The organism is Streptomyces sp. NPDC001594, assembly GCF_042893675.1.
Lineage (GTDB): Bacteria > Actinomycetota > Actinomycetes > Streptomycetales > Streptomycetaceae > Streptomyces.
On the sequence record NZ_JBIAVB010000003.1, the window covers coordinates 429,131 to 446,315 of the forward strand.

Consider the following 17,185-nt stretch of genomic DNA (forward strand, 5'->3'; position numbering starts at 1 on the left):
CCCGGTCATGCTCTCACGGGGCCCGCCGCCGCCCGCGCCGGACCCGTATCCGATCATGGACGGGTGAATCCACTGCCACGGTCATGGTCCCCGCTCCCCCTCGGGCCGCTGGGCGCGCTCTACACCGGCGGGGTCCAGCTGGGGGCCCACGCGCTGGAGCGGCTGGCTCCGGCCGAGCGGGAGCGGATGCTGCGCGACTGCTCGACGAACGTCGACAACCTCGACCGCGGCCGCTGGGAGACCCTGCTGAGCAGTGCGCTGGTCGTCGAGGAGCCGATGCCGCTGCCGTACGCGCTGCTGCTGGTCGCGGTGCTGGGCTACGCGGAGTACGCGTACGGGGCCTGGTGGACGGCCGCAGTGTTCCTCTTCGGGCACGCCTCGGCGACGCTCCTCGTCTACGGGGTGCTGCGCCGGACGGCCGACCGCGAGACCCGCCGGGCCGTGGACGTCGGCACCAGCTACGGGTTCAACGCCGTCCTCGGCGCGCTGACCTCGGCCCTGCCGCGCGGGGCGGTCCGGACGACGGTGCGGGTCGGGCTGCTGGCCCTCGCGGTGCGGCCGGTGCTGCGGCGGGAGCGGACCTTCACCGACGCCGGGCACCTCGTCGCGCTGGGCCTCGGCATGGGGGTCTCGTTCGCCGTCGATTATCTTTCCCGGTCGAACCATCGGAAAATCGCTCATATGTGAGCTATGTGAGCAAGGGACGCGCCGCGGCCGCCACCGCCCCGCGACCCGCAGGACACGCCTGACACGAGTCACCTCACCCCGCCCGGCCGGCCCCCCGCGCCGCGCGCCCAACGCTGGAGCCGCCACGATGACCGCCACGACCTCCACCACCGTCGCCAACCTCCGCGACCTCGGTGGCACCCCGCTCGCCGGCGGCCGTACCGTCCGTCCCGGCCTCGTGCTGCGCTCGGCCGCCCTCGACCGGCTCGACCTCGACGCCGACCCGGCGATCGCCGCCCTGGGCCTGCGCACGGTCATCGACCTGCGCAGCGACGCCGAGCGGGCCGACCACCCGGACCGGATACCGCAGGGCGCCCGGCTACTGGTGCGCGACGTCCTGGCGGACAAGATCAGCGAGTCGCGGATGCCCGCCGCCGCTCAGCTCAAGGACCTCCTGACCGACCCGGTGGTGGCCGAGGAGCACCTGGGCGACGGCAAGGCGCAGGTCCTGTTCGGCTCGGTCTACCGCTCCTTCGTCACCACCGCCTCCGCGCACGCCGCGTACCGCACGCTGCTGACCGAGGCCGCCGACCCGCAGGCGGGCCCGCTGCTGTTCCACTGCACGGCCGGCAAGGACCGCACGGGCTGGGGTGCGACCGTGCTGCTGTCGCTGCTCGGCGCGGACGACGAGACCCTGATGGCCGAATACCTGTCGGTGAACCCGGCGGTGAAGGCGGCCTTCGCCCCGCTGATCGAGGGCTTCACGGCCGCCGGCGGGGACCCGGACATCGCGTTGGCGCTGATCGGGGTGTTCCCCTCGTACCTGGAGGCGGGCCTGGACGAGCTCTACCTGCGCTTCGGGTCGATGGAGAAGTACGTCCGGGAGGGCCTGAAGGTCCCGGACGAGACGGTCGAGGCGCTGCGCGCGCGGCTCGTCGCCTGACCGGCAGTTCGTCCGAACGGGTGCGCCGGTGCGGGTGACCATCCCACGATTCGCTCGTTCTGCTGAACGTGACTGCGCCGGATACCGCCACCCGACCCCTGCCCCCCGACGTCGAGCAGGCCGAGGCCGCCATCGTCGAGCACTACCCGCGGCTGGTGCGGCTCGCCTACCTGGTGCTGCCGCCCTCCCTCGGCCGCAACCGGCGGGTGCTCACCGCCCATTCGCTGGCCCAGCGCGCGCTGCCGCGCGGGCGGCGGGCCTCCGGCACGGAGGCGGAGGTGCAGGGCGGGGTGCCGGCGCAGCGGGGCGGCCTGGGCGGCCCCGAGTCCGGGTACGCGTACGTACGGCTGCGGGTGTTGCGGTCCGCCCTGGAGGCCGGGGTCCCGCTGACGTTCAGGGCGCTCCCGCTGCGCGGGCAGCTGCCGGCGCTGCTCCCGCAGGTGTGGGGGCTGCGGCTGTTCCCGCGCGCGGGCGGGGCCGAGGAGCTGGCGCTGGACCAGTGGCTGGCCACGCTGAACGGCCCCGGCCGGGCGGCGTGCGTACTGCGGGCGCTGGAGGGGCTGGCGGAGCCGGACGTGCTGCGGGTGCTCGCGGAGGCCGGGGTGGCCGATCCGGCGGCGGCCGTGGCGGAGTCCGGGGATCCGGCGCACGACGCCCTGTTCGCCTCCCCCGAGTTCGATCCCTGCGTGCTCCAGGCCCGGCCCACCGACCTGCTGCGCCGGCGCCGCTTCGCCCGGGCGGCGCTGGCCGGGGCGGCCGCGCTCGCGGTGTGCGGGGCGCTGCTGGCGCTGCCGGGCGGCGGCTGGGGCGCGGACGGGCCCGCCGCCCCGCCGTACGCGCAGAACGCGGTGGCGCAGCAGGCCCTGGACCCGGGGAAGCTGGTGCGGGTGGCGGCCACGGCGTGGAAGACGTCCTCCCGTACGGACTACTCCGTCTGGCCGGCGCGCGGCGACCGGGTCTCGGACACCGAGCTGCTGCGGCGGGCGCTGGCCGTATGGGCCCGGCCCGGCGCGTCGGTGGTGGTGTCGGCCACCCCGGGCACCCCGTCGGGGCCGCCGATGGGGCCGCCGCAGCTGCTGTTCGCGGGGACCGTCGACCAGGCGGTGGTGGTGCTGCTGTACGACGGGCTGCGGGTGGTGCGGTACGCCGAGCCGCGCAACGGGACGGCCGGCGCGGCCCTGGACTTCGCGCGGACCGACGGGGCGACGGCGGACACCGCGACCGCCCTGGTGCTCAGCCGGGTCGACGGCAACGTCCGCTATCTGGCGGCCCCGTGGGTCACCGGCGCCGCCGTACGGGACCTGCTCAAGCCCGGTGACCAGCCGACCCCGCTGAAGCTCACCCCGGACGGGCTGACCCCGCCGGTGCTGGGTCCGGCGGCGAACGGCGAGTGCACGAGCTGGAACGCGCTGGCCCTGACGGGCGACGGGGCCACGCGGCTGGTCACCGACCTGGGCGAGCTGACCCCGGCCCGGCTGACCTCGGGTGCGCCGGGTGCCGCGCGGGACGTGACGGAGGCGGCGGAGCTCGGCGAGTGGTCGAAGACGGCGTGCCTGCTGCCGTCGGTGCGGTCGCACGGGGTGCGGTCCGTCAACGCCTGGACGTACGCGAAGCAGCCGTTGCCGGAGGGCGACGGGGCGGCGACCTGGCTGTGTAGCCGGGCGGAGACCTGGCAGGGGGCGGCGGACCGGGTCCAGGTGCAGTTCCTGGCGCCGGGGGCGGCGCTGGCCGCGCAGGCGGCCAAGGCGGAGGGCTCGGCGGCGTGCGGGGCGCGGGAGCCGAGGGTGCTGGCCGGGGTGCTGTGGAAGTCCCGGGCGGGGCAGTGGTACGTCCTGGCGGCGGGCAGCGCGCAGTTCACGTCCCTGACGGCGACGGGGGGCGGGGTGAACGGCACCGCGAACGGCAACCGGCTGGCGGTGAAGGCGCCGGAGGGGGCGCAGGTGGACCTCTCGGGAAAGCTGACGGACGGCACCCGGGCCGGGGCACTCCGCTAGGGCCTGTCCGGCGGGGGGGCCGCTGCGCGGGGCCGCTCCCCTACCCGCCCTTCCTCCGTTCCCCGGGGGCTCCGCCCCCGGACCCCCGCGCCTCAAACGCCGGCGAGGCTGAAAGATGCGGGATCGGCAGTGCCGGAGGGGTTTTCCTTGGGCGTACCCCTCAGTACATTGACGCCATGTCTAATACGCCGCTCGCACCCGCCCCCGTGGAGTCGGAGCACATAGACCTGCAGGCGCGGAACGTCTCCTTCTCCTGGGAGGACACCCCCCTGCACTGGCTGCCCGGCGAGCCGTTCGCCGGGCACACCATCAACGTGCTGCACCTGCTGCTGCCCGCCGGTGAGCGGTGGTTCGTGCACGTCTACAAGCAGGTGCTCCCGTACATCACGGACGAGCGGCTGCGGGCGGACGTCGTCGGGTTCATCGGGCAGGAGGCCATGCACGCCGCCGCGCACGACGACGTGCTCCCCCACCTCAAGCGACTCGGCCTCGACCCGACCCCCTACACCGCGCAGGTCGACTGGCTCTTCGAGAAGCTCCTCGGCGACCGCACCCTGCCGCCCGGCCGGGCCCGGAAGTGGTGGCTGATGGAACGCGTGGCGATGATCGCCGCCATCGAGCACTACACGGCCTTCCTCGGCGACTGGGTGCTCAACGCGCGGGAGCTGGACCGGCGCGGGGCCGACCCGATGATGCTGGACCTGCTGCGCTGGCACGGCGCCGAGGAGGTCGAGCACCGCTCCGTCGCCTTCGACCTGTTCATGCACGTCGACGGCAGCTACCGGCGCCGCGCCCGGACCTGGGCCACCGCCTTCGCCGCCCTGGTGTTCCTGTGGCAGCGCGGCGCCCGCTTCTTCCTGGAGAACGACCCCCTGCGCCCCGGTGCCAAGGCCTCCCTCGGCCAGTTCGTCCGGGCCGGGCGGAAGGGGGTCCTGCCCTCCACCGGGGCGATGGTCCGATCGATCCCGACGTACCTGTCCCGGACCTACCACCCCTCGCAGGAAGGTTCCACCGCCCAGGCCGTGGCCTACCTGGCCTCCTCCCCCGGCGCCAACGGCGGGGTGCGGCCGTGAGGCGGGCCCTGGCCGTCACGGCGGTGGCGGGGGCCGCCGTCCTCACCCGGCGGGCGCTGCGCAGGCGCATCGGCCGCTCCCCCCTGTGGCCGCTGCCCGCACTGGAGACCCCGGTGTCGGGCCACTCCCCGCGCCGCTGGCTGCGCGCCCTGATCGTCTCGCGCACCGAGCCCGCCGAGGGGGTGCTGCGGCTGGTGCTGGAGTCCGACGAGCTGCCGGCCTGGACCCCGGGCGCGCACGTGGACGTACGGCTGCCGTCGGGGCTGGTGCGCCAGTACTCGCTGTGCGGGGACCCGGCCGAAACCGGCCGCTACACGATCGCGGTCCGGCTGGTCGAGGACGGGCGCGGGGGCTCGCGCGAGGCGCACGCCCAGCTGGTGGAGGGGGCCGAGCTGGACGTGCGGGCGCCGCGCAACCGGTTCGAGCTGCTGCCCGCGCCCTCGTACGCCTTCGTCGCGGGCGGCATCGGGATCACCCCGGTCCTGCCCATGCTGCGCGCGGCGACGCGGGCCGGTGCGCAATGGACCCTGCTGTACGGGGGGCGTTCGCGGGCCACGATGCCGTTCCTGGCCGAACTCGCCGGCTACGGGGACCGGGTGACCGTCGTCGCGCAGGACGAGGCGGGCCTGCCCGACCTGGCGCCGCTGGCCGCGCTCCGGCCGGGCACGCTCGTGTACTGCTGCGGGCCGGAGCCGCTGATGGACGCGGTCCTGGCGGCGGCGGCCGATCCCGCGGCGGTGCGCCTGGAGCGGTTCGGCGCGGCGGCGGCCGGGCCGGCCCGGCCCTTCACCGTCGAACTCGCCCGCACCGGCGGCGCGGTGGAGGTCGGGGTCGGCGAATCGGCGCTGAGCGCGGTGCGCCGGGTCCTGCCCGACACCCCGTACTCCTGTGAGCAGGGCTTCTGCGGGACCTGCCGGCACCGGGTGCTGGCGGGCGCGGTCGACCACCGCGACGAGCTGCTGACGGACGAGGAGCGCGCGGACTCGATGCTGCTGTGCGTCTCGCGCGCCGCGTCGGACCGCCTCACGCTGGACCTCTGAACAACTGGCCCGGCCGCCCTCGAAGTAGGGTGTTCGCCATGACGACCGGGGTACGGCGCAGGATGGGTGTCGAGGAGCGGCGGCAGCAGCTGATCGGGGTTGCCCTGGAGCTGTTCAGCCACCGCTCCCCCGACGACGTGTCGATCGACGAGATCGCGGCGGCGGCCGGGATATCCCGGCCGCTGGTCTACCACTACTTCCCGGGCAAGCTGAGCCTGTACGAGGCCGCGCTGCGGCGGGCCGCGGACGAGCTCGCCGAGCGGTTCGTCGAGCCGCACGAGGGGCCGCTCGGGGCCCGGCTGCTGCGGGTGATGGGCCGGTACTTCGCGTTCGTCGACGACCACGGGCCCGGTTTCTCGGCGTTGCTGCGCGGCGGTCCGGCGGCGGGCAGCAGCCGGGCCAACGCGATGATCGACGAGGTGCGGCAGGCCGCCTACGAGCAGATCCTGTCGCACATCGGCGTGGCGGAGCCGCCGGCCCGCCTGGAGCTGGTGGTGCGCTCGTGGGTGTCGCTGGCCGAGTCGACGGCGCTGCTGTGGCTGGACGGGCGGCGGATCCCGCGGGCCGAGCTGGAGCTCCAGCTGGTGCACGACTTCGCCGCGCTGGCCGCCGTGAGCGCCGCGTACGACGCGGAGATGGCGGGGATCCTCGTACGCATCCTCGCGGGCGAGCCGGCCGACGGTCCGTTCGGGGAGCTGGTCGGGCGGCTGGCGGCGCTGGTGCCGGGGCCGCGCGAAGGCGATCGGGACAGCTGACGGTCCGTCGTGGGGGCGGGTGGGACCGGGCGGCGTGGCTGGCGATAATGCCCGCGTGATCATTGACGACGGGATCGTGTTCCGGGCGGCCGAGGAGAAGGACGCCGGAATCCTGGTGAAGCTGTACGACCAGGCCGCCCGGTGGATGCGCAAGCAGGGCATCGACCAGTGGAAGCCGGGCGAGAAGGACGCCGCTCACTTCCGCGGGAAGATGCGCGACGGGGAGGTGTGGCTCGCGGCGGACGCCGACGGGCAGGTCGTCGGGGCGTACGAGCTGTGGTGGTCCGACGAGGAGGCGTGGGGGGTCCAGCCGCCGGTCGCGGGCTACGTGCACCGGCTGATGGTGGACCGTGAGACGGCGCCGCCCGGGGCCGGGCTGCGGATCCTGGAGCACGCCGAGCGGCGGATCGCGCGGACCGGGCGGGAGCGGGCGCGGCTGGACTGCGTGTCCACGAACCCGCGGCTGCTGGCGTACTACCAGGGCGCCGGCTACCGGGTCGTGGGCGAGTTCCCCTCGAAGCAGGGCAAGGACGGCCGGGTGTACGGGGTGATCCTCCTGGAGCGGCGGCTCGACGTGTGAGGGGGCGGGTACCGGACGCCGCCCGGTGCCCGCCCCCTCGGACGTGGTGCGTCAGCTGCGCTTGAACACCGCGACCGTGCGCGCCGGGGTGGTGAACTCCCCCGTCGTCCGGTCGTACGCCGCCGCCTTGACGGCCCGGTCGGCGCCGCTCGCCTGGAGCGGGTGGAGGGCGTAGCCGGTGCCGGCGAGGGCGGCCAGGTGCTGGACCTGGGCGGTGGGGGTGGCGTTGAAGACGACCACCAGGTCGCCGACGGCCATGGTGAGGACGCCCGGGGTCTCGCCCGGCCCCGACAGCGGGAAGGACAGCCGGTCCTGGACCTGCCGGGCCGTGGTGAGGGCGAAGGCGGGTTCGGTCGTCCGGATCCTCAGCAGGTCGCGGTAGGCGGCCGAGGCGCCGTCGATGTCCGCGCAGCCGGGGACCGGACCGGTCAGCAGGGGCTTGGCGTAGGGCCACTTGGCCCGGTTGTCGGCAGCGGGCGGCAGGCCGCGGCCGAAGCCGTTGCCGTCGCGGCAGTCCCAGTGCAGGGCGTTGAACCAGTCGCCGCTGTCGAAGGAGTTGCGGTCCAGGGACTTCGAGCGGAGCAGGTCGCTGCCCGCCTGGGAGAGGGCCGGGCCCTGGGAGAGGGCGGCCGTCGCCATCGCGAGGACCTGCATGCGGGCCCGGTCGGCGGTGGGCGTGCCGGCGGGGAGCTTGTAGGCGAGGGCGTCGTACAGGGACTCGTTGTCGTGGGCGTCGGCGTAGGCGAGGGCGTCGCCGGGGGCGGCCGCGTAGCCGGCCGGGGCGCCGTTGTAGTCGAGTCCGGCGCCCGTGGTGCGGCGGCCGGTGGAGTCGGTGAAGGCGTACGGGGCCAGGTTGCCGGTCAGGCCGACCTTGAGGAGGTCCTGGTCGTGCAGGAGGCGGGCGCGTTGCTGCTCCGGGGTGCCGTTGGCCGGGGAGCCGTTGGGGTCGGTGAACAGGCCGGTCGCGAAGCCCTGGACGCGGGGGTCCTCGTCGAAGGGGCCGCCGCCGCGCACGGCGTCGCGGGCACGGTCGGAGAAGGTGGCGATGCCGGTGCCGGCCATGTTCTTCTGGGTGGCCTGGACGAAGCGGGCGTCGTCGGCGACCTCGCCGAAGTTCCAGCCCTCCCCGTAGAGGACGATCTTCTTCCCGTCGACCCCGTCCTTGGCGACGGTCAGCTCGTCGAGGGCCTTGCGGACGGCGAGGATGTTGGCTTTCGGGTGGTGGCCCATGAGGTCGAAGCGGAAGCCGTCGACCTTGTACTGCCTGGCCCAGGTGACCACGGAGTCCACGACGAGACGGCCCATCATGGCGTTCTCGGGGGCGGTGTTGGAGCAGCAGGTGGAGGTGGCGGTGCTGCCGTCGGCGAGGAGGCGCTGGTAGTAGCCGGGGACGATGCGGTCCAGGACGGACTGGTCGGCCTGCCCGGAGGCGATCGTGTGGTTGTAGACCACGTCCATCACGGTGCGCAGCCCGGCTCCGTTGAGGGACTGGACCATCCTGCGGAACTCGACCGTGCGGGCGGTGCCGTTCGGGTCGCTGGCGTACGAGCCTTCGGGGACGGTGTAGTGCAGGGGGTCGTAGCCCCAGTTGAAGCCGTCCTTGGCGGCTGCGGCCGTCACGCAGGCCTGCTGGGCTTCGGAGTCGGGGGCGTGGGACTTCAGGTCGCAGCCGGGGGTGGTGCGGTTCTTGGGGTCCTCGGGGACGCTGCCGAAGTCGAAGGCGGGCAGCAGGTGGACGTAGGAGGTGCCCGCGGCGGCGAGTTCGCGCAGGTGGCGCATGCCGGCGGAGTCGGTGTCGGTGAAGGCCAGGTACTGGCCGGGGTGCTTGCTGGTGGGGTCCGCGACGGAGAAGTCGCGGATGTGCAGTTCCTGGATCTGGGCGCTGGTGAAGGGGACGGGGGTGGGCTTGCGCAGGTCCTTCCAGCCGGGCGGGGCGAGCTTGGGGTCGGCCAGGTCGACGGCGAGGCTGCGGGCGGAGTCGGTGGTCAGGGCGGTGGAGTAGGGGTCGGTGACCAGGTTGCGGACGATCTGGCGGGTGCTGGGCGCCCAGACGGTGACGGCGTAGCGGTAGGGCTTGCCGGTCCAGGAGCGGTCGCCGCGCACCGACCAGACGCCGGTGGTGTCGTCGCGGTGCAGGGGGACGGTGCGGCCGTCGAGTTCGAGCTCGACCCGCTGGGCGGTGGGGGCCCAGACGGAGAGGGTGGGGCGGCCGTCCTTGAAGACGGGGCCGAGGGGGGTGTGGGCGGCGTTGGCGGCGTACAGGTCGTCGAGGACGCCGGCGAGCTGGACTCCGGTGGCGGCGAGGACGGCCCCGTTGGCGGCGCGGGCGCTGGCGACGAGCTGGCCGCGCAGGGCTTCGCGGACCCGGTCGCGGTCGCGGGGGTCGACGGTGAAGGCGGTGTACGAGGCCAGGTGCGGGAACTTCTGCTTCTGGGCCGGGGTGAGGGCGGAGCGGCTCAGGCGCAGCCACGGGGCGCCGGCCTCGTGCAGGACGCCGCCGTCGGCGGTGATGCGGCCGTCGCGGGAGGCGAGGAGCTGGGCGGAGGCGGCGGTCGCGGAGGCGTTCCAGGCGAGGGTGTCCCGGTCGATCCAGACGGCTTCGGCCTTGGTGAGGTCGAGGGCGGCGCCGGATCCGGCGGGCTGCGGGAGGAGGTACTTCTCGCGTCCGCCGAGCATCCACACCTCGTGACCGGTGGCCTTGAGGTCGAGGGACTGGTCGGCGGGGAGGTCCTTCTCGTCGCCCTTGTGGAGGATGTAGCTCAGGCTGGACGCGCCGGGGGCGAGGGGGACCTCGTAGACGGCGCCGTAGGGGTCGGTGCGGACGGGGAGCAGGGGCTTGGACCAGTCGGTGGGGGTGGCGGCGCCGGCCCATACGTGCAGGCCCCAGCCGTCGTAGGCGCCGTCGGTGCGGTTGTAGTGGAGGACGGCCTTGGCCTGGTCCTGGGGCGGGTAGGCGGGGCGGTCGGTGCGGGCCTGCTCCTTGCCCTGTTCCAGCCAGACCTCGCCGCCGCGGGTCAGGTCGAGGGTGCGGTCGGTGGCGACGTCCTTGGTGCCGTCCTTGTCGATGACGAGGTAGCCGAGGGTGGTGGCGCCGGGCTTGAGGCGGACGTAGGCGAAGGCGCCGTAGGCGTCGCGGCCGGTGAAGGGGTGCCCCTGCGGCCAGGGGGTGGCTTCGCCGTCCGCGAGGTCGCCCCAGGCGTACAGGCGCCAGTCCGTGTAGTTCCCGTCGGGGCGGTTGTAGTGGACGACGGCGTAGTCGCGCTGGGTGGCGGTGGGGGGTGTGGGCGGCGGGGTCTGACCGGCGGTGGTCGCGGCGAGGGCGGAGGCGGTGCGTCCGGTGGGGTCGACGACGACGGCCTTGTAGCGCAGGGGGGTGCCGGCGGGGGTGGCCGGGTCGAGGGGCTGGGTGACCTTGTAGGGGGCGTGGTCGGCGGAGCCGAGGACCTTCCAGGGGCCGTTGCCGGTCTGGGCGGCGAAGACGACGCGGTTCAGCGGGCCTCCCGACGGGGATGCGGACAGCTCGACGGTGCCGGTGGCGCCGGGGGCGGGGGGCGTGAGGGTGAGGGAGGGGCCGGTGGAGGGGGCGGGCAGGGGCGTGGTGGCCTTGAGGACGGTGGTGGCGAGGGCGGGGACGGTGACGGTGATCTTGCCGGCCGGGGAGGCGGTGGTCAGGCCGGTGGACCAGAGGGAGGTGGTAGCGGCGCCGTGGAGGGTGCGGTACCGGGCGCCGGCCGGGGCGTCGAGCTGGACGGTCTTCGGCTCGGCGGTGTTGTTGGCGGCGACCAGGTACTCGGTGCGGGTCTGGGGGTCGGTGCGGGCGAAGGCGTAGACGGCGCCGTCGGAGAGGCGTTCGCTCTGGATGCCGTCGCGCAGGGCCGGGTTGTCCTTCACCAGCTTCGAGAGAGCGCTGATCTGCTGGTAGAGAGGGTGCTCCGGGTCGTAGGCGTCGCTCGCGGCGGTGCGGGGGGTGCCCAGCTCGTCGTCGTCGAGGTAGTCGGCGATCCGGGTGGCGAAGAGGGGCTGGCGGGCGTCCTTGTCGCCGCCGGAGCCGGTGAAGCCCTGCTCGTCGCCGGAGTACACCACCGGGTTGCCGCGGGAGAGGAACATCAGCTCGTTGGCGAGCCGGTAGCGGTCCAGCAGCTCGCCCTCGCCGGCGCCGGGCCGGTCCTGCTTCAGGAAGCTGCCGAAGCGGCCCATGTCGTGGTTGCCGAGGAAGGTCACCTGCTCGTAGGCGTTGGCCTTGTCGGTGGTGTACCGGTAGTCGTCGCCGAGGACGGAGGCGAGCCGTCCGGCGGGGGCGCCCTGGGAGGCGTAGGCGCGGATCGCGTCCTGGAGCGGGAAGTCGAGGGTGGCGTCGAGGCGGCCGCGGGTCACGTAGGGGGAGGTGACGGCGGTGTCGGCGGAGTAGACCTCGCCGAACATGAAGAAGTCCTTGCGGCCGCGCTTGGCCGCGTACTGGTCCAGGGCGGTGGCCCACTGGGTCCAGAAGTCCATGTCGACGTGTTTGACGGTGTCGATGCGGAAGCCGTCGACGTCGAAGTCGCGGACCCACTTCTCGTAGATCTTCTCCATGCCGCTGACGACTTCGGGGCGTTCGGTCCACAGGTCGTCGAGCCCGGCGAAGTCCCCCTGCTCCGCCGATTCCCCGGCGAAGGTGGAGTCGCCGCGGTTGTGGTACATCGACGGGTCGTTGAGCCAGGCCGGGGACTTGAGGTCCTTCTTCGCGGCGGGGACGGTGGGCGTACGGGGGAAGGTGCGGCCGGCGTCGACGGCGGGGAACTTCTTCTTCCCGTCGGCGTAGTCGCTGTCGTCGAAGGGGACGCCGTCCTTGGTGAGGTAGGGGAAGGCGCCCTTGGAGAGGTAGTCGTGGGAGCCCTCCTTGTAGTCGACCACGTCGGCGGTGTGGTTGGTGATGACGTCGAAGAAGACCTTCATCCCCTTGCCGTGCGCCTTGTCGATGAGGCGGGCCAGGTCGGCGTTGGTGCCGAAGTGCGGGTCGACCTGGGTGAAGTCGGTGATCCAGTAACCGTGGTAGCCGGCGGAGGTGTTCACCCCCTCTCCCTGCACGGGCTGGTTCTTGAAGATCGGCGCCAGCCAGATGGCGGTGGTGCCGAGCCCCTTGATGTAGTCGAGCCGGTCGGTGATCCCCTTGAGGTCCCCGCCCTGGTAGAAGCCCTTGTCGGTGGGGTCCAGGCCGGTCTGGAGGCGGCTGCCGGCCAGTCCGCCGGTGTCGTTGCGCGGGTCGCCGTTCGCGAACCGGTCCGGGAGCACGAAGTAGAACTGCTCGCGGGTCAGGTCGTGGCGGGCGGGCTCGGCGGCGAGCTTCGCGTCCGAGGGCGGGGCAGGTGGCGTGGCGGCGGCCGCGCTGTGCGGCAGGGCCGGCAGGAGGGCCGCGGCCAGGGCGGCGGCGGCGAGTCCCGCTGCGGGGCGTGTCAAGGGGGTCTCTCCTCAGGGAGGTGAGGGCCGCCCGGCGTGGCAGGGTCTGGGGTGCCGGGCGGCCCTGGTCGGGGGCGCGGGGTCAGTTGCGCCAGGTGTCGGTCAGGGTGACCTTGCCGTTGGCCGGGACGGTGGCGGAGCGGTTGGCCCCGCTCTCCCAGGTGACGGTGCCGGAGGCGTCCTTGCGGACGTACTTGTAGGAGAAGGCGGTCCCGGCGGGGAGGGTGACGTCCAGCTTCCAGACGGGGTAGGCGGCCGGGTCGAGCTTGAGGGCGGCGCCGGTGTTCCAGTTGCCGAGCTCCGGCAGGTCGCCGGTGACGTGGATGTCCTGGCCGGGGACGGTGGTGGCGTTGACGGCGAACGAGGCCCCGGCGGTCGACGCCGTACAGGTGCGGGCGCCGGTGTGCAGGGCGAGGGCGGTCTGGGGGGCGAGGGTGGCGGTGAACCGGCCGCCGGAGTCGACGGTCACGGCACGGCCGCTCTGCACGTCGCAGTAGTTCCCGGCGGGCAGGGAGGTCTGGAAGGTCCGCGTCAGGGACGAGCCCTCGTGGTTGAGGGCCACGTACGCCTTGGTCCCGCGTCCGAAGGCGATCTGGTTGCCGCCGTTGTCCCACCAGTCGGTGACGCCCTGGCCGCGGGCGGTGTTGCGCAGGCCCACCATGGAGGAGATCTGGGGCCAGGCGTGCTGGCACTTCCAGCCGTCGGTGTAACAGGCGTTGACGGTACCGCCGTTGGGAGGTCCGGCGTCCTTGTCGGTCCACTCGTAGCCGGAGTGGACGTCCGGGGAGCCGTAGGGCCAGGCCAGCATGAAGACGGAGGCGAGGGTGTAGTTGGCGCCGTCCTTGTAGCTGAGGGTGTCGCCGCCGCGCTCGGTGTCGTGGTTGTCGACGAAGACGCCGGACCGATCGCTCGGCATGTACCCCCATGCCTCGCCGAAGTTCTTCAGGTAGGCCAGCTTCTCGCCCTGGAAGACCCGCTTCAGGTCGCGGGCGTACCGGAACTCCTGCACGTCCCCGTTGCCGAGGTACTCGCCGGGCTGCACGGCCTCGCCGGCCCCGTAGATCGCCTCCTGCTTCCAGTAGACCGAGGGGTTCGTGAGGCGGGACTTGACGGCGGCGAGGTCGGCGGCGGGCATGTGCTTGGCGGCGTCGATCCGGAAGCCGTCCACGCCCAGCGACAGCAGGTCGTTGAGGTAGCCGGCGATCCGGCCGCGTACGTACTCCTCACCGGTGTCGAGGTCGGCGAGCTGGACGAGCTCGCAGTTCTGGACGTTCGCGCGGTCCTGGTAGTTGGAGATGGTCGCCCGGCAGTCGTCCATGTCGGCGCCGGAGTAGACGCCCGGGTAGTCGTACTTCGTGTACGAGGACCCGCCGGTCCCGACTCCGTCACCGGCGGCCATGTGGTTGACGACGGAGTCGGCGACGACCTTGACGCCGGCGGTGTGGCAGGTGTCGACCATCCGCTTGAAGGCGGCCCGGTCCCCGAGCCGACCGGCGATCTTGTAGCTGACGGGCTGGTACGAGGTCCACCACTGGGGCCCCTGGATGTGCTCCTGCGGGGGCGACACCTGGACGTACCCGTATCCGGCGGGCCCGAGGCTCTCGGTGCACGCCTTGGCGACGGAGTCGAAGCGCCACTCGAAGAGCACGGCGGTGACGTCCCGCTCCCCGGGCGGCGCGGCCTGCGCCTGCGGCGCCTGGGCGGTGAGGGAGGCGGCGGCGAGCGCGACCACCGCGAGTCCGGCTCTGCCGGTGCGCGCGGAGACGGATCTGGCCATGTGGGGGACCTCCTGGCGGGAAGGTGTGGGGGGTTGCACGCGACCGTAGGGGGAGGCCAGGAGTGTTGCAAGACCTTGCGCAAGAGATTGCAGAATTGTTTCCGACGTAGCCGGGCAAGCTGTGGCATCCGGCCCAGCGCAGTGCCGTTCCTGCAGGTGACTCGACCGTCCGGCCGGCCTAGCCGACGGCTCCGCTTCCGCCGGGGTCCGGGCCGGGGCGACTACACCCCGTGGTGTGATCAAGCACCTGATGACGCGCGGCGCGACCGCGCTCGCGCTGACCGCCCTGCCGCTCCTCGCCACGACCCCGGCCAGCGGGGCCGCCGCCCCCGGAGCGGCCCCGGCCGCCTGGGCGGCACCGGCTCCCCACCGCCGGGTCTTCCCCGAACCCCCGGCCGCCGACGTCGTCCGCACGGAGCTCGACCGGCTCACCGTCGAGGCCCCGCACTCCATGGCCGGCTACAGCAGGGCGATGTTCCCGCACTGGGCCAAGCAGTACGGGGAGTGCGACACCCGCGAGGTCGTCCTGTCGCGCGACGGCCGCGAGGTGACCCAGGACTCCGCCTGCCGCGCCACCACCGGCACCTGGTACAGCGAGTACGACGACAAGACCATCGACTCGGCCTCGAAGGTCGACATCGACCACATGGTCCCGCTGGCCAACGGCTGGCGTTCCGGCGCCGACACCTGGGACACCGCCAAGCGCAAGAGGTTCGCGAACGATCTGGACAACTCCCAGCTCATCGCGGTCTCCGCCGCCTCCAACCGCTCGAAGGGCGACCAGGCCCCCGACCAGTGGGCCCCGCCCAACACCTTCTACTGGTGCACCTACTCCAGAGCCTGGACGCACATCAAGAGCCTGTACGGGCTGAGCGTCACGGCGATCGAACGGACCAGGCTCATCGAGATGCTGAATACCTGCGACTGACCCGCACATGGAAGTGGGGGCGCGGTGATCCGCGCCCCCACCCCTGCTCAGACTGTGGTCACTTGACGTTGACGGCCGTCCAGGCGGCCGCCACCTGCTGGTACTCCACGCCCGTCGAGCCGTACAGGTCGGCCGTCGCCTTCAGGGTCGCCGTGCGGGCGCCCGCGTAGTCGGTCGTGGACGTCATGTACGTGGACAGGGCCTTGTACCAGATCTTGTACGCCTTGGTCCGGCCGATGCCCGCGACGGTGGAGCCGTCGTAGGTGGGCGAGTTGTAGGCGACACCGTTGACCGTCTTCGCCCCGCTCCCCTCGGAGAGCAGGTAGAAGAAGTGGTTGGCGACACCCGACGAGTTGTGGACGTCGAGGCGGCCCACGGTCTTGGACCAGTAGTCGGCGGAGGCGCCGTCCTTGCTGGGCTTGTCCATGTAGCGCAGCGGCTTGCCGTCGCCCCGGATGTCGATCTTCTCACCGATCAGGTAGTCACCCGGGTCGGAGGCGTTGTTGGCGAAGAACTCCACCGACGTGCCGAAGATGTCGCTGGTGGCCTCGTTCAGACCGCCCGACTCGCGGCTGTAGTTGAGCTTGGCCGTGGCGGCCGTGAGGCCGTGGCTCATCTCGTGGCCGGCCACGTCCAGCGCCGTCAGGGGCTTCTGGTTGTTCTGGCCGTCGCCGTAGGTCATGCAGAAGCAGCTGTCGTCCCAGAAGGCGTTCACGTACGCGTTGCCGTAGTGGACGCGGGAGTAGGCGGCCTTGCCGTCGCCGGCGATGCCGTTGCGGCCGAGCTCGGTCTTGTAGAAGTCCCAGGTGACGGCCGCGCCGTAGTGGGCGTCGACGGCGGCGGTCTGGCGGTTCGACGGGGTGCCGTCGCCCCACTTGTCGTCCGCGTCGGTGAACAGCGTGCCCGTACCGGACGTGCCGCCGTTCAGGTCGTAGGTCTTGTGACCGCCGCGCGCGGTGTCGGTCAGGCTGAACGCCGACCCGCTGGGCGCGGTGCCGAGGGTGACCGAGCCGGAGTACTCACTGGCCCCGACACCGGTGTCGATGGCCTCGTACGAGTACAGCTCCGCGCCGGTCGCGGCGTCGGTGACGACGTGCCGCTCGCTGGGCGTGCCGTCGGCCTGGGTACCGCGGACGACGGCCTCGTAGGCGAAGACCGGCTTGCCGGTCGCGGCCCACACCACCTGGCGCGCACCGGCGGGAGCCCGCAGGCTCGAACGGGCGGCGGCCGGGGCTATCTTCGCCTCGACGGCCTTGTCCGTCTTGCGGCTGCCGTCCTTCTTCTGGTGGACGACCAGGTCGCCGCCGAGGACGGGCAGGCCCTGGTAGGTGCGCTCGTAGCGGGTGTGGACGGTGCCGTCCGCGTCCTTGACGACGTCACGGGCCACGAGGGCCTCGTCGCCGGCAAGGCCGATGGCACGCGCGGTGCCGGCGGCGGAGTTCTGCGCCTCGCTGATCGCCTGCGCGCGGGCCCCGGCCGACAGGCTGAGGGCGGTGGCACCGGCCTCGCGCTCGGCGGAGGCACTGGCGGAACCGGTCTGGACGGCGATGGCGACCATGGCCGCCGAGGCGACGATCGCGGCGGCACGCAGCGTGCGGGAAGAGGACATGGGGAAGGTCACTCCTTGGTAGCCGTGGGGGGACTGGCTGAGAGAGTGCCAGGAGAATGGCCGGAGTGACAGGTACGCAACAAGGATTTGACCTGCCGTTGTCCGTTGAGCGACCCCGAAGCACCGCTCATCGAACGAAAACCCCCCATTCCGCTTCCCCCCTCACACAGTTGCCCGACAACTTCCTGCCCTATGGCACCTGACTGGGCCTCTAGGGCCTTTCCTTTCGGATCACCCGGCCGACCAGACGAAGAGGGGGAAGCCGGGACTTCTGCATCTCGGAAGAGTCAACAGGTCTGACCTGAGTCCCTCTTGACGCTGCACGCGCCCAGGGAGAAGTCTCGTGTGCAAGTACCCGCAACTGGCTGGGCAGGGTAGATCACC

Annotated in this window: 11 protein-coding genes; 8 read left to right on the forward strand and 3 right to left on the reverse strand. The window is 73.0% G+C overall.

Features of this window, described 5'->3' with window-relative positions:
- Positions 1-63: 63 nt before the first annotated feature.
- From ACFY0O_RS08280 to ACFY0O_RS08310, 7 genes are all read left to right on the forward strand, one after another.
- Complete coding sequence (locus ACFY0O_RS08280) at positions 64-687, forward strand: rhomboid-like protein (RefSeq protein ID WP_388944226.1); 624 nt, start codon at positions 64-66, stop codon at positions 685-687.
- Positions 688-814: 127 nt separating this feature from the next.
- The gene (locus ACFY0O_RS08285) at positions 815-1,609 is read left to right on the forward strand and encodes a tyrosine-protein phosphatase (protein WP_388944229.1); all 795 of its coding nucleotides are present in this window, start codon (positions 815-817) and stop codon (positions 1,607-1,609) included.
- A gap of 68 nt (positions 1,610-1,677) precedes the next feature.
- Positions 1,678-3,603: a hypothetical protein gene (locus tag ACFY0O_RS08290; RefSeq protein ID WP_388944232.1), complete on the forward strand. Its 1,926-nt coding sequence runs from the start codon at positions 1,678-1,680 to the stop codon at positions 3,601-3,603.
- Between the two features lie 176 nt (positions 3,604-3,779).
- Complete coding sequence (locus tag ACFY0O_RS08295; protein WP_358895671.1) at positions 3,780-4,676, forward strand: metal-dependent hydrolase; 897 nt, start codon at positions 3,780-3,782, stop codon at positions 4,674-4,676.
- A complete protein-coding gene (locus tag ACFY0O_RS08300; RefSeq protein ID WP_388944235.1) occupies positions 4,673-5,716 on the forward strand; it encodes a PDR/VanB family oxidoreductase in 1,044 nt (347 codons plus the stop codon). Before ACFY0O_RS08295 ends, ACFY0O_RS08300 begins: the two co-directional genes overlap by 4 nt.
- 38 nt (positions 5,717-5,754) lie before the next feature.
- Positions 5,755-6,471: a TetR/AcrR family transcriptional regulator gene (locus tag ACFY0O_RS08305; protein WP_388944238.1), complete on the forward strand. Its 717-nt coding sequence runs from the start codon at positions 5,755-5,757 to the stop codon at positions 6,469-6,471.
- Between the two features lie 55 nt (positions 6,472-6,526).
- Positions 6,527-7,051, forward strand: coding sequence for a GNAT family N-acetyltransferase (locus ACFY0O_RS08310; protein ID WP_365146430.1), 525 nt, complete (start codon positions 6,527-6,529; stop codon positions 7,049-7,051).
- 51 nt (positions 7,052-7,102) lie between these two features.
- Here ACFY0O_RS08310 and pulA read toward each other — a convergent pair whose 3' ends face one another.
- Together pulA and ACFY0O_RS08320 are read right to left on the reverse strand one after the other, a co-directional pair.
- Entirely contained in the window at positions 7,103-12,487 is a 5,385-nt protein-coding gene (gene pulA, locus ACFY0O_RS08315; protein ID WP_388944242.1) for a pullulanase-type alpha-1,6-glucosidase, read from the reverse strand.
- Between the two features lie 82 nt (positions 12,488-12,569).
- The gene (locus ACFY0O_RS08320) at positions 12,570-14,264 is read right to left on the reverse strand and encodes a carbohydrate-binding module family 20 domain-containing protein (protein WP_388944245.1); all 1,695 of its coding nucleotides are present in this window, start codon (positions 14,262-14,264) and stop codon (positions 12,570-12,572) included.
- A 250-nt stretch (positions 14,265-14,514) separates the two neighbouring features.
- Between ACFY0O_RS08320 and ACFY0O_RS08325 the strand changes: the two genes are divergently transcribed.
- Positions 14,515-15,192 (forward strand): HNH endonuclease family protein, encoded by a 678-nt coding sequence (locus ACFY0O_RS08325; RefSeq protein WP_388944555.1) that lies wholly within the window; start codon positions 14,515-14,517, stop codon positions 15,190-15,192.
- A 58-nt stretch (positions 15,193-15,250) separates the two neighbouring features.
- Here the strand turns inward: ACFY0O_RS08325 and ACFY0O_RS08330 are convergent, their stop codons facing one another.
- Positions 15,251-16,801 carry a M4 family metallopeptidase gene (locus ACFY0O_RS08330; RefSeq protein ID WP_388944248.1) on the reverse strand — a complete coding sequence of 517 codons (1,551 nt, stop codon included), beginning with the start codon at positions 16,799-16,801 and terminating at the stop codon, positions 15,251-15,253.
- Positions 16,802-17,185 lie beyond the last annotated feature (384 nt).